Genomic DNA, 26,217 nt, shown 5'->3' on the forward strand with positions numbered 1-26,217 from the left:
CTTCTGATGATATGCGGCGTTTCCATTACCCGAGGTACTTTTCCAGTGTGTCATAGGTCGCCTGTTCCCGCGAAACATCCTCTTCCGTCTTGGGGTTCATGATTTCTTTCACCTGCTCCTCCGTCAGGCTTCTCAACTTCTCTTCCATCTGGCTGCTGAACAGCATGGGGTCCTCCGCATGGTTAAACTTCTTAATCAGGAAGGTAATCAGATATTTTTTCGCCAGGAACGCATTCGGAATCCGTTCCGAGGCGGCCTCATACCACTTGACACTTCGATAGAACCAGCCTGCATCTTCAAATGCCCGCGGCAGTACTTTGCTCTTGACACTAGCTACAAGGTCTTTCGGTTTGAGGGAGTTGGCGCCCGTACACCAGAGAGAGATGGTCGCCAGCGGGAAGCCCTTGCCCTGCAGCTCCACGGCAAAATCGAAGACCTCATTCTTTGCAGCCAAAGCCATTGCTGGGGCTGCCATATAATCGGTCCCCTTCCACGAGGTCGTGCAGATATTCATCTCGGCAATCAGAGCCGCAATCTCCATCTCGGCATTCAGCGCCTCACAAATCACGAGGTCATCCAAGTTCTTGCCCAAGTTCACCCATGCGACCACTCGGTGCTGTCCATCCACCACGGCATAGTACCGTTCTGCCTGTTCGTTAGGGATATCGTGCCCTTGCAGGTCGACCAGACAGCCGTTCATTTTGCAAACATCCTCACCCTTCACGACGGTGATGGGCGACAGCTGCCCATGCTCCTGCATCGATTTCTCCTTGGCCCTCACGGTCTTGGCGTTGGTCGGGCGGTTACCCTTTACAAATGCGAACTGGCGGTTCTCGTTGTCCGAGCTAAGAATTAATCTTTTCATAATCTTAGGTGCGGGTTTGCCTATACACCCGCGAGGTATTAAGGTTATTTATAAATTTTGTCTTTACAATAAGTGGGGGTCCCCTATACCACCCTCAAGGTTTTGACATTGGTTTCTCGGCGTCGGGTCTGACTGGTGAGCTCTTGCCAGCTCGTTGGACGGGCCGAGGATGGCTTGGCGAACTTCCATCCTCGTTCCATCGTTCGATTCGACCTTCGGCCTTTCGGTTCGGATACTCCCTCCCAACCGAGAAGCGGGGTGTATGTCAAGGAACCTATGTTCGCGATTGCATGGATAACTCCTGCGAAAATCATACATAAGTCACTGATAAGCAATTTGTTGTCGGATAGCGAAAAAATGTGTTATTTTTGCTACCCCTTATATGGACACAAAAAAAGGACGGTTAAGAACCGTCCTTTTTCCCTCTAATTTGAAAGATTAACTCAATAGAAATTCCGACCCAAGACGCGCCATTCCTCGTCTTTGTAACGCTGCCATATTCCTTTTATATTCTCGTCACTATCAAGGAATTTCTTATTGTCCGTATATCCGAACATATAAATGATTCGGGAGATGAGCAGCATCAGATTATAGGATATTTTGTTCGGATTGGAACTCCGCTTGTCCTCTTCCTTGAAATGCTCCAGAAACGGGAAGAGACACTTGACGACGAAGGTAATCTTGTAGCAATTCTTGAGTTTGACCGAGAAATCACCCATCTTGAAATAGACGTTGTTTGACAAACTGTCAAACAGCTTGGCAGAGTTTTCTGCCAAAAGGGCAGCCAGCATCCGTATCGCTTCCTGGGAGTCAATGGTCACGCCGTGCTCCCGTCCTTGCCAAATTCGAATCTGGGCATCGGGATGGGAGTGGAGATATCGGGCAAAGTTCTGAAATTGCTCGAAAGATGATGCGGGAAGCAGCATCACATGCTCGGTCTGGTTCTGCGTCAGGTTATAGACGAAGAGCAGCGCCATCCAGAATTTTTCGATGTCGATACCCAGTGCCTCCAAGGAACGGACAACTGGCTTGTTCTCCAGAAACTGTTCCTTGGTAAATGGAAATTTCGACATGTCGAGACCTCTTTCATCAGCGATGATGAAGTCCTGCGTACATGCGGTGTCTACCTGATACTCCTTCCCATCCTCTTCAATCTCGTAGGCTGGGAACATGGTATTGCCAATCCAATGTACATACTCGTAAATATCCATCGTCTGCAAAATTTAGCGGGGTGTATCAAAGATACGGATTTTCTTATTAAATAATTTGTTAAATATTTGTATAATTATTGATCTTTTTGTATCTTTGTTCATCCAATTCCAAGACGGGGAAGGCATTCCGTTCATCCCCGAGATTCCAGATTCAATCCGTTCAGATAGTAGGCTGGCAGTTGCTCAAAACTGTCCTATGATAACTGCTCAAAAGTGTCCCATATATACACTACCTACTTATACACTACCTAATAAAGTCGTCCCGACCATGTACTACCACATCAAAGACCGCAAGTGATTCGAGAACCGCAAGCAGGCGAAAGAACACTATGGCGTAGCCCGTTTCCGAAAGCTGCTGCATCTGAAAGAGATTCTATTTACTAACCCTCAAAATTCCATTGCTAACGATGAATTATACCGCTATACCCAAATCAATCGTCACGTTTCAGACGGGCAATAGTAAGCCTGTCGATGTTTATGTATGAGCAACCATCAAATGCTGCTCCGACCACAAGACAAATATTTCTCACATTACCGAAGAAAAACTGGCTCTTCTTACAGGACTGGATGAACGGACCATCCGCCGTGCTGTCAAACGGCTCAGAGAGGCAGGTTGTCTTACTGTGCAGACTGCCATTAAGGAAGATGCCGTCCGTGGATTTATCAAGCGGAACAGTTACCAGATAAAGCCAGTCGAGAAGGATTTTTTCCTGCTGAATAATGGCTTCTTTACAAGGAACTATTCCGCCAAGATGGCGGGATTCCTGCTCTTGTTAAAGGCCATCTGCCTGAACAATACGAATACCATCCAATGAAGCAAGAGCCAGATTGCCGAGGCTCTCGGTCTGTCTCGCAACACCGTTTCGACTTTATTGGAAGAGTGCCGACAAGCTGGACTTATAAAGCCACAGGCAAAGGGCTATGAACTGACGACGGATTGCTTTATCCAGCCAGCCATTAAGCAGACGGATGCTGCCATTTATAAGGAGCTATGCGATTTCTGTAAGGCCAAAGGAGTGGCAGCACCCAGACGAAACAAGGTGGCATTATCGGTTCTGCTTACCAAGTACAATGCCGTTGGCATTCCGAGTACGGAGCCAATAAGTCTGACCTACCAACTCAACAAGCGGTGCACGCAATTACCCGAGAAGGTTTCCATCCCCTACTTTATAAAGGTACTCGATATGCAGGAACAGTATCGGGAGGTGGTGGAGAAGAACAAACAGAGTCAAGAGGAGTTGGGAGGGTTTGAGTTTTAAATCCCTACAATCAAAGGAAGTAGGTTATAATTGCTCTATCCCTTGTCTCCTTAATAAAGGTAAATTATCTATAAAAGCATTAAATTCTTTTACACTAACAAACTCCATTAAATTACGCATTAAAAGATATACTTTGGTTCTTTTATACTCAGGCTTCCAATACTCTGGATTTTCATCTACACTCTGAGCATTAGCGATAGCATCTTTTACATGTAATATATATTCACATGGATGATAACCACCATCACTCAATTCTGCTAAAATATGCTTACAATCCGAGCTAGATAATATTTCCCTTTCATCTATATCTTTTCTCATGTGGAAATACAACCAAACTTCAAAACAAGGATTACTTAAAGCAATATGCCAATTAGGATGATTAGAACATTCTTCTGCAAGAGCTCTTAAGTGATCAATAGGCCAACGATCTATATCCAAAACTAGCCATAATTCATCGCTAGCGAGAATGCCTTCATTTTCAACATACCTAACAGCTCTCTCTAATACTTGCTTGGGGGATGATTTTGTCGTAATTTTAATTTCGCCAGTTTCTTCATCTACATCACCTATAATATCTACAGCTATTCTTGATGATATATGTTGAAATATTGAAAAATATTCACGCTCTCTAACACTCCCTTCACACGCTATCGCAAATAATTTATAATCCCGAGCCAACTCTTGAGTTGGGATACTACGTTTATACCCTCTTTTCGGACGTGGCATTGCTATTCCAGTTTAGGTCAGATAAATTTCCAAGAAAAGGTATTGCCCCAAAACGCCCTTTCAAATATCCTTTTGCGATATCCAAATCTTGTCGAGGTCTAAAATCCGTCAAAGGATATAGCACTGTATTTCCTTGATGTTTCTCAACAAACCATATTTCATCCTGTCTAAAAAGATTAAAATCTAAAAGATTGCATTCATGTGTTGTAAATATAATTTGTCCTCGCAAATCTGTTTCTGAGGATAACAACTTCGCAATCACATCTTTTAATAGTTTAGGATGAATACTGCGATCTATCTCGTCTATAATTATTGTTACTTCACCATTTAACAACATATCAATCGCAGGAATAATATCCAAAAGGCGCTGTGTTCCATCAGATTCTTCTGTTATATCAAAGTGAATCTTCCTATTCTCATCGTTATAATGGTATGTACATGGTTGCTTAATTACAGCTTTCCCATCTACTAAAGTTGCAAGTAAACCACCATTTGGCCCTGGGATTACCACCTGTTCTATCCCTTTATTTAATCTATTCAATAACTCTACTTTAATTTTATTATTCTCCTTTCCAAAATAATCATCAAAATCGACATCTTCCACACCTATTTCACATACTCCTGTATCAAAGGAATTTAACATCTTATTAGCTAAAGGCTTAAAATGTTCAACGGAAGAAAGTGCATATACTAACCCTCCAAATTTACTCTCAGGGAAAATAATTTTTAGATTATTTTGAAACCAAGTTGCAGCTGTTGTGATGTTGGCTATCTTTAAAACTTTATACATACACAACAACGGTTTATCATTAAGCAAGAGATTATCTTCTAGAAGCTTTATCAATAATTTATTTTTCTCTGACTTATTATATTTATCGCCAATTTGAATAGCCGACTTAGAGAGTCTTGAAGAGTATGTTCTTTCAAAGATCAATTTATCTTCTTTTGCAAACCCTAGTTCATACAAAGATTCTTCTAAGATAATGCCATCTTTAAACTTCAGCGTATAGCCAAAATATTTCTTTTTATGAGAAAATTCAATATCAAAAACAATCGGTTCCTTATCATATTTATCGCTCAACCGATAAGTTAAGGATTTGGTGGAGGCTGGAACGCGCTCATCTTCAACAAGAATATCCCGTAATGTCTCAAGGGCTTTGATTAAACTAGATTTACCCGCCCCATTTGCTCCATATATTGCAGCCGCTTTTAATAATTTAATCTTTCTGCTAGATGCAACGTGATTAATATGGGTTTTGTACGGGCCCGTCAACATGTTAAATTCAACCATTTCTCCAATGGACAAATAGTTTGAAACTACAAACCTAATTAACATACCAATGCTTTTTGAGACATTACTACGATTTTCTCGTCATACATGCCACAAATATAGCATAAAAAAAATAATAAAAGTATTAATGGCGAGATTTTTTCGTTTTATATAGCACATTAAACATAGATGTTATCTCCTAATGTTAACCTATAATCATAATATTACACATAGTCCGACAAAAGTTATTTTTATCTTAATATAGTTTATATTTATCCATCTCTGTAAATTGTGGTGAAAATATTTACATACACCCCGTAAAACACCCCTCCCTGTTCGGTTTGGAAAACGAATTTCGGGGAGGGATTTTTTGTGGCTGTTTATCGGGAATTTTTCCAGACTAACAACAAAAGCAACAGACAGATGATGAGTGTATTTATTTATTCATCATCTAATTTGTAGCTTTATGCAATTACGTCCATCCATGCGCCGTGCAGCCAAAATGAGGCTGGCACTGGCTGGAGCCTCGGGGTCGGGAAAGACCTACTCATCGCTCCTCATCGCTTACGGCATGACCTCCGACTGGTCCCGCGTTGCCGTCATTGATTCCGAGAACGGTTCGGCCGATCTCTATGCCCATCTGGGCAATTATCAGGTTCTCACCCTGCCCGACTACTCTCCCGAGACCTACATCGAGGCCATCGGTATCTGTGAACAGGCAGGGGCCGAGGTGATCGTTATCGACAGCATTTCCCACTGCTGGGATTATCTGCTCGATTTCCATGCCAATCTGCAAGGAAACTCCTTTGCCAACTGGGCCAAGGTCACACCCCGTCAGAATGCCTTCATCCAACGCATTCTCAACTCCTCGTGTCACATCATCTGCACCATGCGTTCCAAGCAGGATTATGTCCTCTCGGACAAGAATGGCAAGATGGTACCCGAGAAGGTGGGCTTGAAGGCCGTGCAGCGTGATAACGTGGACTATGAGTTCACCGCCGTGCTGGACATCGCCATGAACCACAAGGCCACTACCTCCAAAGACCGAACGGGGCTCTTTACAGGGCGTCCCGAGTTCACGATAACTCCTGCCGTGGGGCAAGCCATCCTCAAATGGTGCAACATGACGCAGACCACGCAATCGAATCCTTCCACGCAAAACCTCCACAGCCATGCTTCCAGCCTTTCAGCCTGAACCCGAATTTGCCGCAGGGTTGAATCTTCCCATGGTGGAGGAGGCAACCATCGTAGAGGAGCGTCCCACAACGCCGATTGTGTCGCTCGGAACCACACCGCGTACCCGTCACTTTATCGAGGCCAACACCAAGCCTGTTGCTCTGGCCCATCTGAAGAACGATTGTGTCGTTCCCGTATTCAGCAAGGACAACGAGGTAACCATCTCCCACCAGAGTTTTATCGAGACCGTTTGGAATGCTGCCCATCGGTTGTTTCCACAAGAGGCCATCGACATGCCCGACATTGTCGTTTCGCATATCATCAAGGGGCGGATTCCCGAGGCTATTCACAAGCCCGTGAATCAACTCTTGGAGACGGACAAGACCATCTATTACGAACGCATGGCCTTCTGTTTCGAGATTCCCTCGATTTACGAAGAGGTGGCAGGCAATCGGCTCAATCTTTCGATTGGAGGAGTGAGGGCCTACAACCACGAAAATCTCTATTCGAAAAAGACGGTCGAGAAGTTCAAGGTCTTCATCGGATTCAAGAACCTTGTCTGCTGCAACCTGTGTGTATCGACCGACGGATTCAAGCGGGAGTTGCGGGTGATGAGTGTGCAGAGCTTGTTTGAGGCTTCGTTGCAGTTGTTCCAGCAGTACGATGCCGAACGGCACATTCGACAGATGGCAGCCTTACAGCGGCAATCGCTCAGTGAACACCAGTTTGCCCAGTTGATTGGCAAGGCACGGTTGTATCAATACCTGCCCACCGCCGAGAAACGGCAGCTTCCAGCCATGGAGTTTACCGACTGCCACATCAATGCCGTGGCAAAGGCTTACTACGTGGACGAGAACTTTTCCCGAGGGGGCAATCCCGAGATTGACTTGTGGAAGGTCTACAACCTCTTTACGGGAGCCAACAAGTCCAGCTACATCGACACCTTCCTTGACAGGTCGTTGAATGCAACGGAGCTGGTTGCAGGAATCGGTCGTGCCTTGGAGGGGGATTCCGAGTACAGTTGGTTTGTGGAGTAACGCTTTACAGAGAAGAATACCCTTGCTGTCTTATGACGGCAGGGGTATTTTCTTATGCTCCAAAACAAAGCGTACTAATATATAGCGAGATAGCTATGTCATTCACAATCTACACATTACGATTTGCCGCAAAATCTGCAACTTACAGATATGGAATTTATGCTGACGTAAAGTCGGAATCCGAGGTTTTGAGAGTTCTGAAAAGCAGAATTTCAGCGTTTATGCAGGCGTAAAGTTGAGATTCGTGCAAATCTGCCCAAATTCAGAAGAACAAAGTTCTCTTTCCAGCTGAATTGCTGTTGTCGGAAAACTTTGTTTTGGCGAAATTTGTATCTGCAACATCCCCGAAAAATGAGGGTCAATGCCGTTGCATTTCCAAGATAAGTTTCCTACTTTTGTGGGAGACATATTGAATTACGGAAGTGTAACTTTATTCTCGTGCGACGAACGTAGGAAATTCATAGCACAATAGAGAGAATAGGTGGCATGACTCTCCCGTCATATCCTTCACGGATACGGCGCGGGGTTGTTGCTTATTTTATCTATTGGGTTTCCTACGACCTGTCGCACTAAAATAAGGCTCCAGCCCTGCGCTTCCTTTTTTATTTACAGTCGATTAGGGTTAACCAACATGTTTAGTATAAGCCTCAAACAGCTAAGTTACGCCATGCAATTTATCTTTTATTGGGATATTATGGGCCGATGTCAGCACAAGAGATTGCTGATGCCCTGAATAATTCAGAATATACTGTATGGGAATATCATAAAGCGACTGGTACTCTTGTAACAAAGAAAGATGTACAAGCATGTATAAACAACAAGAATCAATATCTGATTATTAAAGGTGGAAATGATTGGTATAACATATAAATTCTAAAATTATGTTTTGTAAAAATTGTGGTGCAGAGATTTCTGATAATGCCGTTGTTTGTATGAAATGCGGTGTCCTTGTCGGAGATGGAGACAAGTATTGTCCTACTTGTGGAGCAGAGCCAGATCCCAAGGCTGTAATTTGTGTCAAATGTGGAAGTGCATTGAAATCGTTTCAAGCTCCAATAAAAAGACAAAAACAGGCAGGTTACAGTAAAAATATCCATACATTTAAAGAGGCTATTGCGATTTGCTTGAGTAAATATGCTGATTTTACGGGGCGTGCATGTCGTGCCGAATATTGGTACTGGGGATTATTAATGTTTTTATCATTTATAGCTTATTGGGGGTTGGCCAATATTTCAATGGGAAATATAATTGCTTATAGCTATGATGAGAAGACATTTGTCACGGTAACAATTATATATTGGATATGGTGTTTGGGAATGTTGTTGCCTTCATTAGCGGTAACCATTCGTAGATTGCATGATATAGGTAAAAGCGGATGGTGGTACTTTATAACGCTAATACCTATAATTGGAGGTATTATTTTGTTGATTTGGATGTGCCAGGATGGTGAACAAAATGCAAATAAATATGGCATGAACCCTAAAAGAGAATAATGATGAAACGACTAATTACCATTCTCATACTGGCTTTAACTGAAGGATGCATCACCCCGCCAGATAATCCTCTTATAGGTGAATATGTGATTACTAATGTAACTTGTGACGACGCAAGTCTACAAGACAGTTTAAAACGCATTTGCATCGGGAAATATATTTATAGGTCAAAATCTGATGTGAAAAGATGGGCTACTAAAACGACTAATTGTTTTCATCCCCTTGCTAAAGACACAATTTGGGAATCTCCATATTTATTAATGTTGTACAATAACAATAATATAAAATGGATAGACACTTTATCTGGATTTATGCCTCTAAATTCAGACTATTTTATGTCTGCCAAATTTAACATCTCACAGAAGCGAGGTGAAATATTCCTATCTAATTCTCCTTTAATGCGCTCTGCCCCCATAAAATTCAAGATTGAATATAGTAATCCATTACTCTCAGTCAATGGTATGCCTTATTATTCTGATTTATTAGATATTGGAAAGGTAATAGCATTATATTATAATGATGACTATATCTTCAATACCTATGAAATGACTGTGCACACTTATGGTACGCGACGTGATTTTATAAATGGAGAGCTAAAATATCAAGCGACAAAGAAATTTCAATTGGTAATTTCAGTAGACTTAAAAAATAAGGGACACCGTGATGATACTAAAATGTTAGAGTTCTATGAAGTGTGGTCTTCTGAACTTGGTGACTATACTTGTTATGAACTGCCTACTCCTATTATTGTTTCCAAATGGACAAATAATAGATATTCGGTATCTTATACTGATACAAGCCTTGGAACTTATCAAAAACAATTTGATTTTTCCTTTGAATTGTCGCCTGATGAACTGCCTAAATAATCAGCGATAGAGACAAGAGCGATGCAATCTCATTTGGCTTGCAAAATTATATGAGAGTTTATAAATAATAATTCTTGATAATACAATGAAAAACTACTTACTCCCCATATTCACCTTACTGATTGTGGGGTGTGGAAATCGGATACAACAAACAAGCAATGATGAAATACTGAATGAAGATTTAAACAGGACAAACACACAATATACATTAGATTCTATATTGCATATATGTACAGAGAAAGCCCAAATATATTATGAAAACTATCATTATCCACTCAATTTAGCAATTGCATATTATGACGATGAGTTTGTTGCTTTCGTAGATACACTGGAAAGAATATATCAACCATACAAAGAACGAATAACGTCAACCATTGTTGAATTGCCTGTGGAAGATGGGGCTTATGATTCTAATTTGTCTTTGGAATTTGCACAAGATACACTTTGGCTAAATGCGTCTGCATTTTTTTTAGAACATAGGGCTATTAGTCGCTATGACATTGGAGTCTGCGATAAATATTATTATGTAAAACTACGACGGTTAATTGATAAATACTATTGTTATCTATTAAAGGCTGCAAATTCGAATGTTCGAACTTCATTGCCTAAAATTCATAAACAATGGTTGGATTTACTTGCAGGAGATATTGAAATGAGTGCTCGGCTAGATAAATACAAATGGATTACACTGCAAAATATCTTTGATATGATGAAGCAGCGACTCCTCTTTTATTATCATTGCACTCAATCGAATACAGCAGACGATTATTTATAATGTTGGAAACTAAAATAGGGTGATATAATTTTTCACAAAGATTTTACTAACATTGACCATGAAGAACTACATACTGATACCTATCGCATTGGGTATCTTATCAATATTGAATTGCTCTTATGCTCAAAATAGCCAAGTAATATCATTCGATACAATTACTGTTAAGAAATATGGCTTGACATTCAGAAATGGAGCGGTATTCGATTTTACTTATCAATTTATTTTCCCAAGCGACAGCGCATTTCTCGTTAAACGAATTAAAGAACAATTGATTCAAGAGTTTTTCCAGACAGATTCCATAATGTCATTGGAACAAGCACAAAAACGGTATGAAAGATCTATGCTGGCCAATGTACCAGAGCCAATGTTGGGAGTTTCTTATCGCTTCTTAGAAAAAGTTTCTGCAATAAAAATCAACCACAATAAGGTGCTTGCATTCTTTTCCAATGAAAACAATTTTTTGGGTGGAGCACATGGAGCACCTTGGGTTTCCTGTTCGTGTTACGACTTGCAGTCGGGTAATAGAATTTTTTTAAACGATTTATTCAATGATAATGCCAAAATACAAATTCTCTCTCTGATAAATGAAAAATTGGGTGTTAAAGTATTAGATAAAAACCATTTAGAATGGATAGATAACTTTATACTTTTGCCCAAAGGAATTGCTTTTATTTTCAATCAAGGAGCTGTTGATTGTCATGCAGCAGGAACAATCAAAGTTATTCTTCCATTGAGCAAAATTCGACATTTATTAAAGGCTCGTGCATTAACCTATTTTGAGGAATGAAGACCTGCATATCCATATTGATTGCATTACTATTACTGGGTTGTAAAGGTAAGCAAACCTACAATTCAAATATTAATTCTGCTGATTATGCCTGGATTAATACCTTGAAAGAACTACCGATGAAGAATGATAGTTTAATCAATGTATATTTCAAGTACAATCAAATCATAAATGGTTACGAGGTTACGGGACGATGGATGCCTTTTGATGCAAATAGCGAAACGGGCTATTTAATCATGAATTTTCGCGATACGATAAACGGGAATAGCTTTCAATATGTCAATACTGAAAAATACAATAGTTACGATACCGATAATATAACTTTCTCAAAAGATTTCAAGGGCTACCGAAATGGAGACGTCTATTATTTCGACTACTCATTTCCCGAAGCAAATGATTCCAATGAGGATTTTAACAATTCGCCAATCGGATATCATACTCCGTTTCAGTTCCTCGATGTAAATTTTGACGGGGAAAAAGAATTGCTGATTAATGATTGGGGAAGATATCAAGGCGGGAATCACTATGCGGTTTATAAAATTACAACAGACGGATTGCTTTTGATGGATTATCCGCCATTTAACAGGATAAACAACAGCACGAAATTTAATGCCGAAACAAAACAGATTCGACTACAAGAATTCGATGGGGTGTTTGATTATAGTGTTGTTGTGTTTTCAAACTGTGCGACCCGAATAACAAATCGGGCAATTCCGACAAGATTAACAAACACGACCAGCGGATATATTTTGGAAGAATACTACCAACAGAAACAAACTGATTTTAGGCTCGATTCAATTTACCAATACGTCAATCAAGATTCTGTTTATGTCTATGGTGTTGTCGGAAATAGATTGGCATTAATCGATTCGATAGAATATCTCAAGGCTATATAATTTGGTTGTTTGATATTAATTGGTATTATCATGATACAAAATTAGTTGTCAGAACTGTCAAAGAATAGCAAAGACCTGCATTAGGGCTTTTTAAAGGAGCCTCTTGCAGGTTTTATAGATATAATCTATTTGCATATGTCATAAATTTAGCTATATTTACATCATAATCAAAGATTTAATCACCCTATAAATTTTAGCTGAAATGAAAAGAAAAACACCAAGAATAGAATGAAAAACAGGCACGGATACAAAAGAGGGCATGAAATTAGCCTATGTCGCCAAATCCGTAAGTTATGACGATGATTGTGTAATGACGCTCATTGTTGCCCGTAAAAAAGACAATCCTACACCCGTAGAGTTTTGATACATGTTTGCTTTGGATATAGACCCTGCACAACAAGTATCTATGACTTTTCAGAAACGAGGACAAGGATTTGCAGGCATGTCTTTTCTACTAAATCCAGCAATCAAAATTTCAGCAATAGCGTTCCCCAACATTGTTACCTTTACGGAAACTACTGAAACCCTGAATATGTTTCAGGCACATATAGACAGCGATATGATTGTATTCGATTATACGACAAAAGAAGGCAAACCGAGTGTATTCAAATTTCCGTTGGCTGGCTTCAACGAGAAATATTTGGAACAGTTTGTATAAACACAAAAGCATCTGTCTATTTCCGAGGACAGACTTTGCAAAGGGGTCTCAAATATACCCCTTTGCGAAAGTTTGTCCTTTCTTTCATTTTTCATTCCATATAATTCTCTATTAATAAATCATTTAATCATTAACCTGCAAGCGATTGCGGGTAGCGATTGTTGGACACAATGTTGGACACCATGCTGAAATTTCCTTTTCGCACTTCTGCAAACTGCTGATTTTTAAGGAAATTGCTGTTGTAGCTCAGTGGTAGAGCACTTCCTTGGTAAGGAAGAGGTCACGAGTTCAAGCCTCGTCAACAGCTCTGAAGGGCGCTGCGAAAAGACGCCGAAACAAGCAAAAAGCCTTATGTATCGATGATATGTAAGGCTTTTTCATTTTTATCCGCCTTCTGATTAGACGGCCGGAATCTCCCCGAGGGGCAAAGCGCCCATCGAGATGCACGAACCGCCTCTTCCGGCCCCGGGTTACGGGGAACCGGGCCGGCCCAGCGGCCCCGCTGGCCCCGTTCAACAGCCGGCGGCGCCCGAGGGTCAAAGACCGGCGGCGATATTTTCATCCGGGCAAAAGAGTTTCACCCCGCGCGGAGACACCCAATCGAATTATTGCGTACCTTTGTTGCGACTGCTTTCAAGCCCGATACGCGCATGAATCTTCCGCTCTACGAATATTCACTTTGCATCGCCCTGCCGCTGATGCTCTTCTTCGGCGCCTACTTCCTGCTGGCCCCGACCCCCGACAAGGCGATTTTCTCGAACTACCTCCGCTCACGGCGCATCATGGGTTGTGCACTGCTACTTCTGGCGGCCAACTACGCGGTCCACTTCTTCTTCGAGGTGCGGCTGCGCAACGTCAATGCCGCCATCCTGATGAACCTCTCGACCTACTTCCTCTGCTACTGGCTCTTCAGCTCGGCACTCACCACGCTGCTCGACCGCTTCTACATCACGCGCCGCCGGCTGCGTTTCCACCTCTCGGCATGGGTGCTCTTCACGCTCCTCTCGGGCGTCATCCTGCTGGGGCTGCCCGAGGGCGCGGCCCAGCGGGCGGGGCTGACGGTGATGGCCGCCTGGCTCGTGGGCTACGGGCTGTGGCTGGCCCGACGGCTTATCCTCGCCTACCGCCGCGCCGTGCGCCTCTTCGACGACACCCACTCCGACAACATCAGCGCCTACATCCGCTGGATGTCCGTCTTCACGTGGTGGGCCGTCATCTTCGGCGTCGGCTGCGGACTGCTCACCTTCCTGCCCGACCGCTACATCTTCCTGTGGATTCTCTCGTCGGTGCCCTTCTACATCTACCTCTACTGCTCCTATATGAACTACCTGCTCCTCTACGAGCGGGTCGAGCAGGCGCTCGAGGAGGAGCTCCCCGCGGAGGAGGAGCCCGCCGCAGCTCCGGACGACCCGGAGAGCCCGGACGACACGCCGGACCGCGAAGCCCGGCCCCTCCATACCGACCTTGCGACGCGGCTCTCCGGATGGATTGCCGCCGACGGCTACCTCCGACCGGGGCTGACCATCCGCGAGCTGGCCGATGCGCTGCACACCAACCGCACCTACCTCTCGGAGTACATCAAGGCGACCGGCAACGGCTCGTTCCGCGACTGGATTACCGACCTGAGGATGGAGTACGCCAAACGACACATGCTCCGGCACCCCGAGCTGAACATCACCGAAATCGCCGAGGCCGCGGGCTTCGTCTCGCCCAGCCATTTCACCCGCATGTTCAAGACCCGCGAGGGGGTCTCCCCCTCCAACTGGCGCAAACTGCAGGGCGAAGACGGCCCCGTTTTGTAGCGCCAACCGGCCTCGGACGGTCGCGTTTTGTAGCTCCGGCCGGCCTCTGACGGCCCCGAATTCTTGCCTAAACAACAATTTTTCTTGCCTAAACGACAAAATTGACGACCGGGACTTTCCAGTTCCGGTTTTTCTGTTAATTTTGTTCTCGAACCATGCCCCGAAACCCGGCTTCCCGGCTTCCATCCGAACAAAATTTCCAATACCATGAATAGATTGCTGACCCTATTGTTTGCGTTGGGCCTCCTCGCGGGCCCAACCTTCGGCCAGACGGCAGACAACCCCTCCGACCCTGCCCCGGCCGAGTATACCTTCCGCTTCGTGGCGGGCGACGACATGTTCTACATCCCGTGGAACGGCAACGGCGAAGAGCTCGACCGTCTGTTGGCCTGCATCGCGCAAAACAAGGCCGCCATCACGGAGGGCTCCGTTCCCGTTCTGGTCGACGGCTACTGCACCTCGCAGCCCTCGGAGGCCGAAAACCTCGCCTTGGCCAAGACGCGCTCCAACCGCGTGAAGACGGAGATGATTCTCCGCGGCGGGCTCACCGAGGAGTGCTTCACAACGAAAAACCATGCCGACAAAGGCAACTTCGTCACCGTGCGCCTCGTCATCCCCGCCACTCCGTCGGAGGCCGAGCTTGCAGCCCGCCGCGCTGCCGAGAAGGCCGAAGCCGAGCGTCTGGAGGCCGCGAAGCGCGCCGAAGAGGAGCGCCTTGCCGCCGAGCGGGCCGCCGCCGAAGAGCGCCGCAGAGCAGAAGAAGAGGCACGCCGGGCCGCCGAGAAGGCTGCCGCTGCCGCCCCCGCGGCCGAAGAGCCCGAGGAGAGTGAATGCTGCGCCATGGGCCTCGACCTGCGGGCCAACCTGCTGCGCTGGGCGACGCTGACGCCCGACCTCGGGCTGGAGTGGCACATCTCCGACCGCTGGAGCCTGGGCGTAGGCGGCTCGTGGACCTCGTGGTCGTGGAACAACAAGCAGCGCCGCTACGCCCTCTGGGAGGTGGCTCCCGAGGTGCGTTATTATATGGGTAAGGCGCGGCGCGGCTACCTCGGCCTGATGTTCAAGACCGGCGCCTTCAACTACAAGTTCTCCGAGACGGGACGCCAGGGCGACCTTCTGGGCGGCGGGCTGACCGGAGGCTACATCCTGCCGCTCGGCAAGCGCCTCTCGCTCGACTTCTCGCTCGGGCTCGGATACCTGAACGCCGACTATGAGAAATACACGGTCATCGACGGCGTGCGCGTGCGCCACGGCTCGGAGACCAGGGATTGGTGGGGCCCCGTTCATGCCGGCATCACCCTGAAGTGGAACCTTTTCTAAACCATGGAGGACGACGATATGAAACCAACACGATATATTCCGATTCTGGCCGCCGCAGCCACCGCGCTGCTGACCGCCTCCTGCGTCAAGGACACGCTCTACAACACGCCGCACCCCAACCACGGCAAGATTACCGTCACGGCCGACTGGTCGGCCCGCGGCGAGGGTATCGACATCCCCGCCACGTGGACAATCGCCATGGGCGACTATACGGGTACGGAGACCGCCGCCACCCACGCCCCCGACCATCTGTTCGCGCCGGGCAGCTACACCCTCGTGGCGTGGAACCCCGCCGAGGGCATCACCGTGAGCGGCACCACGGCCACCGTCGCCCCGGCCTCGGGCAGCCAGACGACGGGCACCTTCATCGACAACGCCCCGGGGTGGTTCTTCACCCATACNAGCTACACCCTCGTGGCGTGGACCCCCGCCGAGGGCATCACCGTGAGCGGCACCACGGCCACCGTCGCCCCGGCCTCGGGCAGCCAGACGACGGGCACCTTCATCGACAACGCCCCGGGGTGGTTCTTCACCCATACGGAGCAGGTGACCATCGAGAAGGACACCGACTATCCGCTGACCGCCGCAATGAAGCAGCGCGTGCGCGAGCTGCAACTGGAGCTGGAGGTGACCCAGGGACGCCCCGAACTCATCCAGAGCGTGACGGCCACCCTCAGCGGCATAGCCGGAGCCTTCGACATGGCGCGGGGGCAGACCACGGGCGAACCGGCCTCCACGGTCTTCTCCTTCACCCGTGACGGCAGTCGGCTCACGGCCGATGCCCGCCTGCTGGGGACGATGGGAGCCGTGCAGACCATGGTGCTGGACATCGTATTTGTGGACGGCGGACGCACGCAGCGCACGGAGGTCGATTTGACCGAGGCCATGAAGGACTTCAACGACGACATGACCACCGCCTACCGTGTGACCGGAACACTGGAGACCCCCGTCGGCATGGAGGAATGCAATGCCGAGATTACCGGATGGGAGTCGGTGGAAGGTGGCGATGCCAGTGCGGAAATGTAACGGAAACAATGTAACAACAAGAAAAAAACCATACACCATGAAGACCCGATTTTTTGCTTTCGCAGCGCTGGCAGTGACACTGGCCGCCTGCAACAAGGACAACAACGAGACGCTGAACACGAACGACCCCGTAGCTGCCCGGTTCACCGCCGAAATCGCCCCCGCTACCCGCGTCAATTCGGAAGGAACCGACTGGACCGACGGCGACCGCATCGGCGTCACCGGCGCAGGCTTCACCAACGTGCCCTACAAGAGAGAGAACGGTAAGTTCGTGACCGACGGTACAACCATCTATTTCAATGACACCGAAACGAAGACCTTCAATGCCTACTATCCGTATCAGGCTGAGGGCGGAACGGTGAGCGTCAGCACCGCAGCCGACAAGCAGGGTCCCGGCATCGACTTCCTCTTTGCCTCGGGAGCGAAGGGAAGCACCCGCAGCCCGGAGGTGAGCTTCACCGACAAAACCGACAAAGGCGGTGAAGACAACTCCTTCCACCACTGCATGAGTCTCATCAAGTTCACCTTCAAGGCCGGCGATGGTCTCATTTTCAACGAAACGGAACCTGCCGGCTACACGTTGGAGGGGCTGAAGCACGAAGGCACATTCGACACGGCTACCAGCACGACTGCCGTAACCGCAGCCGCCAACTCGCCGATTACCATGCAGCTGGGCGGTGCCACCACTTCGCAAGTCATCATTCTCCCGCAGGAAGTGACCATTCCTCTTGACCTGAGCGTGTCTTACAACGGACAGAGCTACATCGCCCAACTGAAACTGCCTGCTACACCCACAGCCAATTTCTACACAGCAGGCTATGCCTACACCTACAACATAACGCTCAACAACAAGGGCATCACGGTGGAAGAACCGGAGATTACCCCGTGGGAATCCGGAGATTCGAACGATGCAAGTGCAGAGTTGTAATCCCCGCACACCGCTGCCCCGGCGCAAGCGTTAAGCCGGAGCTGCCCATAGACAATATGGTGCGACGGCCGCCTTCGCAGGCGGCGGCAGCACAAAACGAAAACAAATAAAAGACAACCCGATATGAAGAAAAGAGATTCCATCCATCTGCTTCTTGCCGCAGCCGCGCTGCTCCTTGCCACGGCTGCCTGCACGAAGGACGAACTGGCGGACGGCGACCGTCTGCCCGAAGGACAATACCCGCTGGAGATAGCCCGCATCACCCTTGGCGTGGAGGGCGGCGAGGCGCAGCCCTGGGGCGCACCGCAGACGCGCGTCAGCGAGATTGCGGACGGCACGGGCAGCGTGTTCGACGCGGGCGACCGGTTCGCCGTGCAAATAGACGGCAAGAAAGAGGTCGGCACCTACACCGTGCAGAACGATGGCTCCGTCGAAGCCGAAAACCCCCTGTATTGGAGCGACAGGGACGAGGCCCACACCGTCACCGCCTGGTACCCCGCCACGGACGGCACCCTCGACCTCAGCGACCAGCAGACTAACGGTCTTGCCTACCTGCTGAGCGGTACGGGCACGGGAGACTACCAGACACCCGTCACGCTGACCTTTGCCCACCGTCTGGCCAAGGTGCGCGTCACGCCCACCGGCGATGCGCTCGGCGAAGTGCAGAGCCTCCAGCTCTATACCTATACACAGTGTACCTACGAAAAAGGCAAAGTCGTGCAGGGCACGGACGAGGGCTGGATAAAGATGAAGAAGTGCGAATACACCGATAACGGCGCAACCATCACCTGCTGGGAGGCGAACGTGGTGCCCGGCTACGAAATCAAGAAGCTGCGGGCAAACGGCACCGAGGAACGCGACCTCTCCTCCGCCTTCACCCCCGAGGCGGGCAAGGTCTACAACATCACGCTGGAAAAGGACAAGGGCTACACCATAGACGAGAACGGCACCTACATCGTATACAGCGAAGAGGGATTGAGGGCATGGGCAGGTTCATTATGGAGCAACCCCTCGCTGAGCATCATTCTTACGGCCGACATCACGCTGACACCGCCGGCCGACGGCGGAAGCAACTGGAATCCGATAAATACCTATCAAGGGACCTTCGACGGCGGCGGACATACCATCTCGGGGCTGGTCATTAAGGGGAACTCCACGAGATTGGGCTTTTTCCAATTTCTTAAATCTGCTACGGTGAAGAACTTGACGCTGGAGAACGTACAAATAACAAACGATTTCAGCTGGGATGGTATGAGCTATGTCGGCGGCCTGGCGGGAGTAATCGATTACAGCACCATTGAAAACTGCTTCGTATCGGGCAGCGTCATCGGCAACGCCATCGGAAAATGGAGTAAAAGCTGCGTAGGTGGTGTGGTGGGCCGGATAGCTAGCGGCGGGACATTGTCCACCGTGGCCGGATGCGGCTCCTCGGCCACCGTGAAGGGGCATAACCGGGTCGGCGGCGTGGCAGGTGAACTGAATCTTGACGACATAGTCAGCAGCTATGCCACGGGCAGCGTGACCCTTGAAAGTAAGGTCACAGACGATACCTATATCGGCGGCGTGGTGGGATACTGCTACGATTCATTCATCTCTGGCTGCTATGCCACGGGCAGCGTGACCGGTTCCGGAAGCGGTACCATCTATGTAGGCGGCGTACTGGGAACCAGCCTTTGTGGCACCATGAATGCCTGCTACCATGCCCAAGGAAAGGTCAGCGGCCCGAACGGAACCACTGGCGGCGTACTGGGACAAAACATCCTGGACAGCTATTTTGGCGGCGGCGTACTGAATGTCTGCTACTGGGAAAACAACGGTCAGGAAAAAGGCATCGGCACGAATGAGGGAGGTACCGTCCTCGAAGCCACCAAGGTGGACGGCACGACCGTCACCTGGCAAACGGCCATTGAGGCAATGAACGCTAAATTAGACTGGCTGAGGACAGGCTGGCATTACGAGCTCAAAGACGGCAACAGACTGCCTACCTTGAAGAAACTGTAAACCGTCGGGCGGACTCCCGCCCGCAACCGAAACCCCGACACGGGGAGGCATTACGCCGCAAAATCGGCCCGGCAGGGGACCCGCCCCTCGCAAATGGCCGAACAAATTGACAGAGGATGGATTGACAAAGCCCGCTCAGGCCTTGTCAACAGCTCTTCGACAGACGGTCGCACCGGGCGTGCGACCGTCTTTTTCATGCCCGCCCCTTGCACCCCGACGCACAAGGGGGATGCGCACAGAGGCAGCCGCTCCGCGGTCATCTGCGGCCCCGCCGCAGCGGAGGGAGCGCCGCCCCGGCTCGCGCGCCACATCGGATATTCATGCACAGGAGCGCTGCGGAGGTTCGACGGGCGGCCGCGGGCTACCGGAATGCGAAGCCCCGGGCTTCGAGCCGGCGGCGGATGGCTCCGCCCTGCGCACGACGGATAAAGTCGGGGAGCTGCTGCTTGAGCAGCGCCAGCAGCGCGTCGGCACGCTTCTGAAGGTCGGGCTCCTCGCGGCCGACCCGCTCAAGGGCCTTGACCAGAGGCTTGGCCGCCACGGGGTCCAAATCCTGAAGCGCGTGGCAGAGCGACCGCACGACGCGGTCGAGGCTCTGCAGCCCCGCCAAATCGCGGTTGTCCGAGGTGTAGTCCCCCACCAGATGGACGTTGTAGGCCACGCTGGCGAAGAAGCGGGCCGAGGCGGCATCCCGCCCGCCGTGGGCGAAGCCGAAGAGCTCCTCCGTCCGGCGGTTGAGCAGCGCGTTGCGCCGCTTCTGTTCGGCCACCATCTCCGAGCGGAAGAGCCGCAGGGTGCTGTCCCGGTCGAGGTCGTACTCCCGGCAGTAGCGGACCACGCGCGCCTCGAGCTCCGGGCTCCACGGCTCGGCGTCGTAGCCCCAGTGGAAGAGCAGCCGGTGCTTGCAGGCAAAACCCTCGTGGCGGGCCTTCAGCTCGCTGTAGAAGGGCTCGCACTTGTCAATCATGTCGGAGCTGATGAACTTCATCCACGCCCGCAGACGGGGCTCTTCGCGCAGCCCCATCACCTCCGTCATATCCGCAACGTGCTCCTGCCACGAACCGTGCGCCCGGACCGCGAAGCTCACCATCAGCGCCGCCAACAGCGCCATCCATCTGCCGAATTTCATATTCCGTCGATTTTCTGTTTTTGGTCGATTCTCTGTTTTTCTCCGTTTTCGGTCGATTCTCCGTTTTCGGTCGATTTTCCGTTTTGCCGGAAGGGGCCCGCACCCGGGCGTGCCGCTGCACGGACGAGGTCCGAAGCTCTGCGGGGGACTCCCCCGCCCCGCCGCATGCCGGCGCAAAAGGCCCGTGCCCCGAGGAACTCCCCTGCCGCCGCATGCGCAAAAAACCCGTGCCCCGCGGAACTCCCCGCCGCATGCCGGTGCAAAAGGCCCGTGCCCTGCGGAACTCTCCGCCGCATGCCGGCGCAAAAGGCCCATGCCCCACGGAACTCCCCGCCACATGCCGGCGCAAAAGGCCCTTGCTCCGCGGAACGCCCCACCGCCGCATGCCGGCAGAGCAACATTCGGCAAAGAGGCAAACGATTCCGTCCCTTGCGCAGCCCTCTCCCGACAAAAATAACGATTTATCGGGTCAAAAAGGGACGGCGGCGGATTTTTTCACCTCGCCGCCCGAAACCGGGGCAGCACCGCTCTCCGAAAACCCGTCCGAAGGCTCGCACCGAAGTCCCGTCGCCGGTGCGGAATCCGCCCGCCGCCCCAACCGCTCAACCGCCCCGGAAGAGTTGTCAAAAAAGGGACATCCAGCCAACCGACGCCATCGGCAAAAAACGACGCGATTTTCATCGCCCGAAGGCATCAACATCCGGATTATTAACCAAATATGCCTGCAAAAAAACCGTATAAATCATCAGAAAATTTTCAATCCGTTTGCGTTTGGTTTCCATTTTATGTACCTTTGCCGACGTGGTGTGTAATTCACGAAAAATGAGATGACGGGTTTTCATTGCCGGAGGTCGCAGACACGGCTGAAAACAGGTGAAGAGAAATTTTCACAAACGCGCTCGTTAAGAAAAGCAACACTTTGTATGTCAATGCGTTACGCAAACGCATCGACAAGGCCGGGGTATGCCCTTCGGTGAAGCGCCCGGCCCCGGAATCGAACGAATTGAACAAATTGCACGAAACAAACGACAATGGCGAAGTCGAACGGAAGCGGCTGGGACTGGTCGGAATCGCTTGCTGAGCGGATGCGCATGCAAAAAAACGGCAATGCCGTACGCTGGTATGTGCTGACACTGCCCGTATCGCGGCGGGGCCACTACCAGGGGGAGCCGGCACGCGGCCTGAAGGCCGAGCTCGACCGCCGCACCCGCACGGGAGAGCCCCCGTTCGAATACTTCGCACCCTCGTACATCGAGGTGCGCAAGCGCCGCGGCGAACTGGTCGACACGCGCCGCCCGCTGCTCTACAACTACGTCTTCGTGCACGCCTCGGAGGCTGAAATCTACCGGATGAAGCGCTTCCAACCCCAATACAACTTTCTGCCCCGGATTCGGACCGCACGCGAAGAGTACTACCCCTACCTCACGGACCGGGCGATGGAGAACCTGCGGTGGGTCGCCGCCTCCTACTCCGACGTGCTGCCGCTCTACACGCCCGAACCGGGCCAACTGATGAAGGGCGACCGCGTGCGCATCACCGAGGGGCAGTTCAAGGGGGTCGAGGCGACGGTCATCTCCCAGCCCGGAGCCGGACGCAAGGAGGTGATGGTCTGCGTCGAGGGGTGCATGTACGTCCCGCTGCTCGCGGTCGAGCCCGGGCAGTATGAGGTCATCGCCCTGAATGCCGACAACCGCCACATATATACGCGTCTGGGCAGCAGCCGCCTGCCCGACCTGCTCCACGAGGCGATGGGCCGCTTCTACACGCCCGAAGGGGTGACGGAAGAGGACCGCCGCACGGCCCGCGAGGTGTTGCGCCAGTACGGGAGCCTGCAGCTTGAGAGCGACGTGATGCGCTGCAAGCTCTACGCGATGCAGCTCCCCGCCCATGCGATACTCGGCGACCGGACGGCCTTCGAGCAGCTGCTCGGCACGATGCGGAGCATCCTCCCGCTGCTGCGGGCCGAACAGGCGCGGGCGCAGCTGCTCGTCTCGCTCTACGGCTGCACGAACAGCTGCATCTACCGCGAGGAGGCCCACCGCGCCGTCGACCCGTGGCGCGAAGAGAACCCCGTCAAGAAGAATAAACAGCAACTCATCCGCCGTCTGTACGACTACGACCGCTGGCTGGGGCACTGCCCCAATGCCGCCGGCCCCGAGCGGACGGCCGTCGTTGGATAATCACATCCGTTCAATCTCACCCTGCCGGGAGGTGCCGATGGCCCAGATGCCACTCGCTGCACGACACGTCCATGCATCCCGGCTCAAATACACATATTTATGCCATTCATTCTCTCTTTCCTGATTGCCCTGCTGAGCGTCTGGTGGATTCATCCGCTGCTGGTCAAGATTGCCCTCGACAAGAACATCGTCGACAACCCCAACGCGCGCAAGCTGCAGCGCAAGCCGGTCCCCGTGCTGGGAGGCATCGCCGTCTTCTTCGGCTCGGTCATCGGTCTGGGCTGCGCCGGATTCTGGTACGACTGCTCCGAGTTGTTCATCGTCGTGGTGGCGATGATGATTATGCTCTACACCGGAACGCTCGACGATATCCTCGACCTCTCGCCCGCATTGCGGTTTCTGATTGAGATTTTCACGGTGCTGCTGCTGGTCTACATCGGAGGATACAGCCTCAACGACTTCCACGGACTGTGGGGCATTCACCAGATTCCGCAGTATGTGGCCGTGCCGCTGACGGTCGTGGCGGCCGTGGGCATCATCAACGCAATCAATCTGATGGACGGAGTGGACGGACTCTCGTCGGGCTACTGCATCCTGACAAGCATCTTCTTCGGTGTGATGTTCTGGGCTGTAGGCGACTGGTCCCTGTCCATACTGGCGCTGGTGGCAGCCGGGTCGCTCATACCCTTCTTCCTGCACAACCTGTTCGGCAAAACGTCGAAGATGTTCATCGGCGACGGCGGCACGCTGGTCATGGGCATCGTGATTTCGGTCTTCGTCATGCGGACGCTGACGCACGGCACCTGCTGCGAAATCTACGATGCAGAGCATGTCGGGCTGATTCCCTTCATGCTGGCAGTGCTCTCGGTTCCGGTCTTCGACACGCTCCGCGTGATGACGACGCGCATTCTGAAGCGCAAGTCGCCGTTCCATCCCGACAAGACGCACCTGCACCACATGTTCATCCGTCTGGGCTGCTCACACGCCGCCACGACGCTGGCCATTCTGCTGCTCAACCTGTTCGTCGCCCTGTGCGGCTGGCTCAGCAACCTGGCAGGATGCTCTATTGACGTACAGTTGTACATTGTGGTCATTGCCTCGCTGCTGATTACCGTGGGGCTCTATAACTTCATGGAGTACCAGATTCGTCACAAGACGCATCTTTTGCTGATTCTCCACCGATTCGGCTACCGCACGCACCTCAACCGCACGGGCATCTTCTTCTGGCTCCAGAAGAAGATGGACAGGATGTAATCCTGTATCAATTGAAAGGGTAAAAGTAAAATCGATTCAAAATCATAAAATCATGAAAGGTATTGTACTGGCAGGTGGCTCCGGAACCCGGCTCTACCCGATTACAAAGGGGGTCAGCAAACAGATGCTTCCCATTTTCGACAAACCGATGATTTATTATCCCATTTCGGTGTTGATGCTGGCCGGGATTCGGGAGATTCTGATTATCTCGACGCCCATGGATTTACCCGGGTTCAAGCGCCTGCTGGGTGACGGATCCGATTTCGGAGTCCGTTTCGAATATGCCGAACAGCCCTCGCCCGACGGGCTGGCGCAGGCTTTTCTGATTGGCGAGCAGTTTATCGGCAACGATTCGGTATGCCTCGTCCTCGGAGACAACATCTTCAACGGCAACGGCTTCTCGGTTATGCTGCACGAGGCCGTGCGGTCGGCCGAGAAGGACCACAAGGCGACGGTCTTCGGTTATTGGGTCAGCGACCCCGAGCGCTACGGTGTAGCGGAGTTCGACAACGAGGGTAATTGTCTTTCAATCGAGGAGAAACCCGCTAAGCCCAAGTCCAATTATGCGGTCGTGGGGCTTTACTTCTATCCCAACAAGGTGGTGGAGGTGGCCAAGAGTATCAAACCTTCGGCTCGCGGTGAACTGGAAATTACCTCGGTTAATCAGCGGTTTCTGGAGGACGGCGAACTGAAGGTCCAGACCCTCGGGCGGGGTTTTGCCTGGCTCGATACCGGGACGCACGATTCGCTGGCCGAGGCCTCGACCTATGTGGAGGTGATTGAAAAACGGCAGGGTCTGAAGATTGCCTGCCTCGAAGGCATCGCCTTCCGGAAAGGGTGGATAACGGCAGACAAAATGCGCGAGTTGGCGCAGCCGATGCTGAAAAACCAGTACGGGCAGTATCTGCTGAAGGTTGTTGATGAACTTGCACATACCGGGAAAAGCAATCTCGATTAAGATAAGATATATTGATTTCAAACTTGAAAAATGGAGGTAATCAAAACTGATATCGACGGGGTGGTCATCATTGAGCCCCGCATCTTCCGCGACGAACGCGGCTACTTCTTCGAATCCTTCTCGCAGCGCGATTTTCAGGAGAAAGTCTGCAATACGGTTTTCGTACAGGACAACGAAAGCAAGTCGAGCTACGGCGTGCTTCGCGGTCTGCACTTTCAGAAACCGCCCTATGCACAGTCAAAACTCGTCCGTGTAATCAAGGGCGCCGTGTTGGATGTGGCAGTGGATATCCGCAAGGGTTCGCCGACCTTCGGACAGCACGTTGCCGTGGAATTGACCGAGGACAACCATCGCCAGTTCTTCATCCCCCGTGGGTTTGCCCATGGGTTCAGTGTGCTGACCGACGAGGTTATTTTCCAATACAAGTGTGACAACTTCTATGCACCGCAGTCGGAAGGTGCGCTGGCCTGGGACGATTCCGATCTGGGAATCGACTGGCGGATTCCGACCGACAAGGTCCTTCTTTCGGAAAAGGATTGCCATCACAGCCGTCTGCGCGATGCGGAGTGGCTTTTTGATTACAACGAAAAACTCTATTAG

24 protein-coding genes and 1 tRNA gene are annotated in these 26,217 nt (G+C 50.5%); 20 read left to right on the forward strand and 5 right to left on the reverse strand.

Annotated features, from left to right (window positions below; all coding sequences use genetic code 11):
- Positions 1-25: 25 nt before the first annotated feature.
- Together C8267_RS03730 and C8267_RS03735 are read right to left on the reverse strand one after the other, a co-directional pair.
- Positions 26-865 (reverse strand): ParB/Srx family N-terminal domain-containing protein, encoded by an 840-nt coding sequence (locus C8267_RS03730; RefSeq protein ID WP_106633669.1) that lies wholly within the window; start codon positions 863-865, stop codon positions 26-28.
- Between the two features lie 443 nt (positions 866-1,308).
- Positions 1,309-2,076 carry a hypothetical protein gene (locus tag C8267_RS03735; protein WP_106633750.1) on the reverse strand — a complete coding sequence of 256 codons (768 nt, stop codon included), beginning with the start codon at positions 2,074-2,076 and terminating at the stop codon, positions 1,309-1,311.
- 827 nt (positions 2,077-2,903) lie between these two features.
- Here C8267_RS03735 and C8267_RS11010 point away from each other — a divergent pair.
- On the forward strand, positions 2,904-3,335 hold the full coding sequence (locus C8267_RS11010; protein ID WP_262494564.1) for a hypothetical protein: 432 nt from the start codon (positions 2,904-2,906) through the stop codon (positions 3,333-3,335).
- 24 nt (positions 3,336-3,359) lie between these two features.
- Here the strand turns inward: C8267_RS11010 and C8267_RS03750 are convergent, their stop codons facing one another.
- Entirely contained in the window at positions 3,360-4,061 is a 702-nt protein-coding gene (locus tag C8267_RS03750) for an RloB family protein (protein ID WP_106633670.1), read from the reverse strand.
- Entirely contained in the window at positions 4,036-5,397 is a 1,362-nt protein-coding gene (locus tag C8267_RS03755; RefSeq protein ID WP_106633671.1) for an AAA family ATPase, read from the reverse strand. The genes C8267_RS03750 and C8267_RS03755 overlap by 26 nt, the downstream gene beginning before the upstream one ends.
- A 400-nt stretch (positions 5,398-5,797) precedes the next feature.
- On the opposite strand from C8267_RS03755, the gene C8267_RS03760 reads away from it, so the two are divergent.
- The 14 genes from C8267_RS03760 (at position 5,798) to C8267_RS03815 (ending at position 20,096) form a co-directional block, all read left to right on the forward strand.
- Positions 5,798-6,526: an ATP-binding protein gene (locus tag C8267_RS03760; protein WP_106633752.1), complete on the forward strand. Its 729-nt coding sequence runs from the start codon at positions 5,798-5,800 to the stop codon at positions 6,524-6,526.
- Positions 6,504-7,544 carry a DUF3871 family protein gene (locus C8267_RS03765; RefSeq protein WP_106633672.1) on the forward strand — a complete coding sequence of 347 codons (1,041 nt, stop codon included), beginning with the start codon at positions 6,504-6,506 and terminating at the stop codon, positions 7,542-7,544. Before C8267_RS03760 ends, C8267_RS03765 begins: the two co-directional genes overlap by 23 nt.
- A gap of 881 nt (positions 7,545-8,425) precedes the next feature.
- Positions 8,426-9,037: a zinc-ribbon domain-containing protein gene (locus tag C8267_RS03770; RefSeq protein WP_106633673.1), complete on the forward strand. Its 612-nt coding sequence runs from the start codon at positions 8,426-8,428 to the stop codon at positions 9,035-9,037.
- 2 nt (positions 9,038-9,039) lie between these two features.
- Positions 9,040-9,903, forward strand: a complete 864-nt coding sequence (locus C8267_RS10870) for a hypothetical protein (protein ID WP_158699692.1) — start codon at positions 9,040-9,042, stop codon at positions 9,901-9,903.
- An 85-nt stretch (positions 9,904-9,988) separates the two neighbouring features.
- Positions 9,989-10,678: a hypothetical protein gene (locus C8267_RS10875; protein ID WP_158699693.1), complete on the forward strand. Its 690-nt coding sequence runs from the start codon at positions 9,989-9,991 to the stop codon at positions 10,676-10,678.
- Between the two features lie 58 nt (positions 10,679-10,736).
- A complete protein-coding gene (locus tag C8267_RS03775) occupies positions 10,737-11,465 on the forward strand; it encodes an RsiV family protein (protein WP_106633674.1) in 729 nt (242 codons plus the stop codon).
- On the forward strand, positions 11,462-12,361 hold the full coding sequence (locus tag C8267_RS03780) for a hypothetical protein (RefSeq protein ID WP_158699694.1): 900 nt from the start codon (positions 11,462-11,464) through the stop codon (positions 12,359-12,361). Before C8267_RS03775 ends, C8267_RS03780 begins: the two co-directional genes overlap by 4 nt.
- Positions 12,362-12,767: 406 nt before the next feature.
- Positions 12,768-13,019: a hypothetical protein gene (locus C8267_RS03785; RefSeq protein ID WP_106633753.1), complete on the forward strand. Its 252-nt coding sequence runs from the start codon at positions 12,768-12,770 to the stop codon at positions 13,017-13,019.
- Between the two features lie 235 nt (positions 13,020-13,254).
- Positions 13,255-13,326 (forward strand) — tRNA-Thr (locus tag C8267_RS03790).
- Between the two features lie 343 nt (positions 13,327-13,669).
- On the forward strand, positions 13,670-14,821 hold the full coding sequence (locus C8267_RS03795) for a helix-turn-helix transcriptional regulator (protein WP_106633754.1): 1,152 nt from the start codon (positions 13,670-13,672) through the stop codon (positions 14,819-14,821).
- 207 nt (positions 14,822-15,028) lie between these two features.
- Positions 15,029-16,141, forward strand: a complete 1,113-nt coding sequence (locus C8267_RS03800; RefSeq protein WP_106633676.1) for a DUF3575 domain-containing protein — start codon at positions 15,029-15,031, stop codon at positions 16,139-16,141.
- Positions 16,142-16,159: 18 nt separating this feature from the next.
- On the forward strand, positions 16,160-17,167 hold the full coding sequence (locus C8267_RS03805) for a FimB/Mfa2 family fimbrial subunit (RefSeq protein WP_158699695.1): 1,008 nt from the start codon (positions 16,160-16,162) through the stop codon (positions 17,165-17,167).
- 37 nt (positions 17,168-17,204) lie between these two features.
- On the forward strand, positions 17,205-18,095 hold the full coding sequence (locus C8267_RS03810) for a fimbrillin family protein (protein ID WP_106633678.1): 891 nt from the start codon (positions 17,205-17,207) through the stop codon (positions 18,093-18,095).
- A 123-nt stretch (positions 18,096-18,218) separates the two neighbouring features.
- Positions 18,219-20,096, forward strand: coding sequence for a fimbrillin family protein (locus C8267_RS03815; RefSeq protein WP_106633679.1), 1,878 nt, complete (start codon positions 18,219-18,221; stop codon positions 20,094-20,096).
- Positions 20,097-20,457: 361 nt separating this feature from the next.
- Here the strand turns inward: C8267_RS03815 and C8267_RS03820 are convergent, their stop codons facing one another.
- Positions 20,458-21,225: a hypothetical protein gene (locus tag C8267_RS03820; RefSeq protein ID WP_158699696.1), complete on the reverse strand. Its 768-nt coding sequence runs from the start codon at positions 21,223-21,225 to the stop codon at positions 20,458-20,460.
- A 383-nt stretch (positions 21,226-21,608) separates the two neighbouring features.
- Here C8267_RS03820 and C8267_RS10880 point away from each other — a divergent pair, with 383 nt between their 5' ends.
- From C8267_RS10880 to rfbC, 5 genes are all read left to right on the forward strand, one after another.
- Positions 21,609-22,037 (forward strand): hypothetical protein, encoded by a 429-nt coding sequence (locus C8267_RS10880; RefSeq protein ID WP_158699697.1) that lies wholly within the window; start codon positions 21,609-21,611, stop codon positions 22,035-22,037.
- Positions 22,038-22,256: 219 nt separating this feature from the next.
- Positions 22,257-23,405, forward strand: coding sequence for a transcriptional regulator (locus tag C8267_RS03825; protein ID WP_234025675.1), 1,149 nt, complete (start codon positions 22,257-22,259; stop codon positions 23,403-23,405).
- Between the two features lie 99 nt (positions 23,406-23,504).
- The gene (locus tag C8267_RS03830; protein ID WP_106633681.1) at positions 23,505-24,659 is read left to right on the forward strand and encodes a glycosyltransferase family 4 protein; all 1,155 of its coding nucleotides are present in this window, start codon (positions 23,505-23,507) and stop codon (positions 24,657-24,659) included.
- 52 nt (positions 24,660-24,711) lie between these two features.
- Positions 24,712-25,617: a glucose-1-phosphate thymidylyltransferase RfbA gene (rfbA, locus tag C8267_RS03835; RefSeq protein ID WP_106633682.1), complete on the forward strand. Its 906-nt coding sequence runs from the start codon at positions 24,712-24,714 to the stop codon at positions 25,615-25,617.
- 30 nt (positions 25,618-25,647) lie between these two features.
- Entirely contained in the window at positions 25,648-26,217 is a 570-nt protein-coding gene (gene rfbC, locus C8267_RS03840; protein WP_106633683.1) for a dTDP-4-dehydrorhamnose 3,5-epimerase, read from the forward strand.

This window comes from Alistipes sp. Marseille-P5061 (genome assembly GCF_900290115.1).
GTDB classification, from domain to species: domain Bacteria; phylum Bacteroidota; class Bacteroidia; order Bacteroidales; family Rikenellaceae; genus Alistipes; species Alistipes excrementigallinarum.

Coding starts and splice junctions, on each gene's coding strand:
- C8267_RS03830 (WP_106633681.1), top strand. CDS start 23,505: ATGCCATTCATTCTCTCTTTCCTGATTGCCCTGCTGAGCGTCTGGTGG.
- C8267_RS03820 (WP_158699696.1), bottom strand. CDS start 21,225: ATGAAATTCGGCAGATGGATGGCGCTGTTGGCGGCGCTGATGGTGAGC.
- C8267_RS03780 (WP_158699694.1), top strand. CDS start 11,462: ATGAAGACCTGCATATCCATATTGATTGCATTACTATTACTGGGTTGT.
- C8267_RS03735 (WP_106633750.1), bottom strand. CDS start 2,076: ATGGATATTTACGAGTATGTACATTGGATTGGCAATACCATGTTCCCA.
- C8267_RS03810 (WP_106633678.1), top strand. CDS start 17,205: ATGAAGACCCGATTTTTTGCTTTCGCAGCGCTGGCAGTGACACTGGCC.
- C8267_RS03765 (WP_106633672.1), top strand. CDS start 6,504: ATGCTTCCAGCCTTTCAGCCTGAACCCGAATTTGCCGCAGGGTTGAAT.
- C8267_RS03760 (WP_106633752.1), top strand. CDS start 5,798: ATGCAATTACGTCCATCCATGCGCCGTGCAGCCAAAATGAGGCTGGCA.
- C8267_RS03755 (WP_106633671.1), bottom strand. CDS start 5,397: ATGTTAATTAGGTTTGTAGTTTCAAACTATTTGTCCATTGGAGAAATG.
- C8267_RS03825 (WP_234025675.1), top strand. CDS start 22,257: ATGGCGAAGTCGAACGGAAGCGGCTGGGACTGGTCGGAATCGCTTGCT.
- C8267_RS03750 (WP_106633670.1), bottom strand. CDS start 4,061: ATGCCACGTCCGAAAAGAGGGTATAAACGTAGTATCCCAACTCAAGAG.
- C8267_RS03770 (WP_106633673.1), top strand. CDS start 8,426: ATGTTTTGTAAAAATTGTGGTGCAGAGATTTCTGATAATGCCGTTGTT.
- C8267_RS03795 (WP_106633754.1), top strand. CDS start 13,670: ATGAATCTTCCGCTCTACGAATATTCACTTTGCATCGCCCTGCCGCTG.
- C8267_RS03800 (WP_106633676.1), top strand. CDS start 15,029: ATGAATAGATTGCTGACCCTATTGTTTGCGTTGGGCCTCCTCGCGGGC.
- C8267_RS03815 (WP_106633679.1), top strand. CDS start 18,219: ATGAAGAAAAGAGATTCCATCCATCTGCTTCTTGCCGCAGCCGCGCTG.
- C8267_RS03775 (WP_106633674.1), top strand. CDS start 10,737: ATGAAGAACTACATACTGATACCTATCGCATTGGGTATCTTATCAATA.
- C8267_RS03730 (WP_106633669.1), bottom strand. CDS start 865: ATGAAAAGATTAATTCTTAGCTCGGACAACGAGAACCGCCAGTTCGCA.
- C8267_RS10875 (WP_158699693.1), top strand. CDS start 9,989: ATGAAAAACTACTTACTCCCCATATTCACCTTACTGATTGTGGGGTGT.
- rfbC (WP_106633683.1), top strand. CDS start 25,648: ATGGAGGTAATCAAAACTGATATCGACGGGGTGGTCATCATTGAGCCC.
- C8267_RS03785 (WP_106633753.1), top strand. CDS start 12,768: ATGACTTTTCAGAAACGAGGACAAGGATTTGCAGGCATGTCTTTTCTA.
- C8267_RS10880 (WP_158699697.1), top strand. CDS start 21,609: ATGCCGGCAGAGCAACATTCGGCAAAGAGGCAAACGATTCCGTCCCTT.
- rfbA (WP_106633682.1), top strand. CDS start 24,712: ATGAAAGGTATTGTACTGGCAGGTGGCTCCGGAACCCGGCTCTACCCG.
- C8267_RS10870 (WP_158699692.1), top strand. CDS start 9,040: ATGAAACGACTAATTACCATTCTCATACTGGCTTTAACTGAAGGATGC.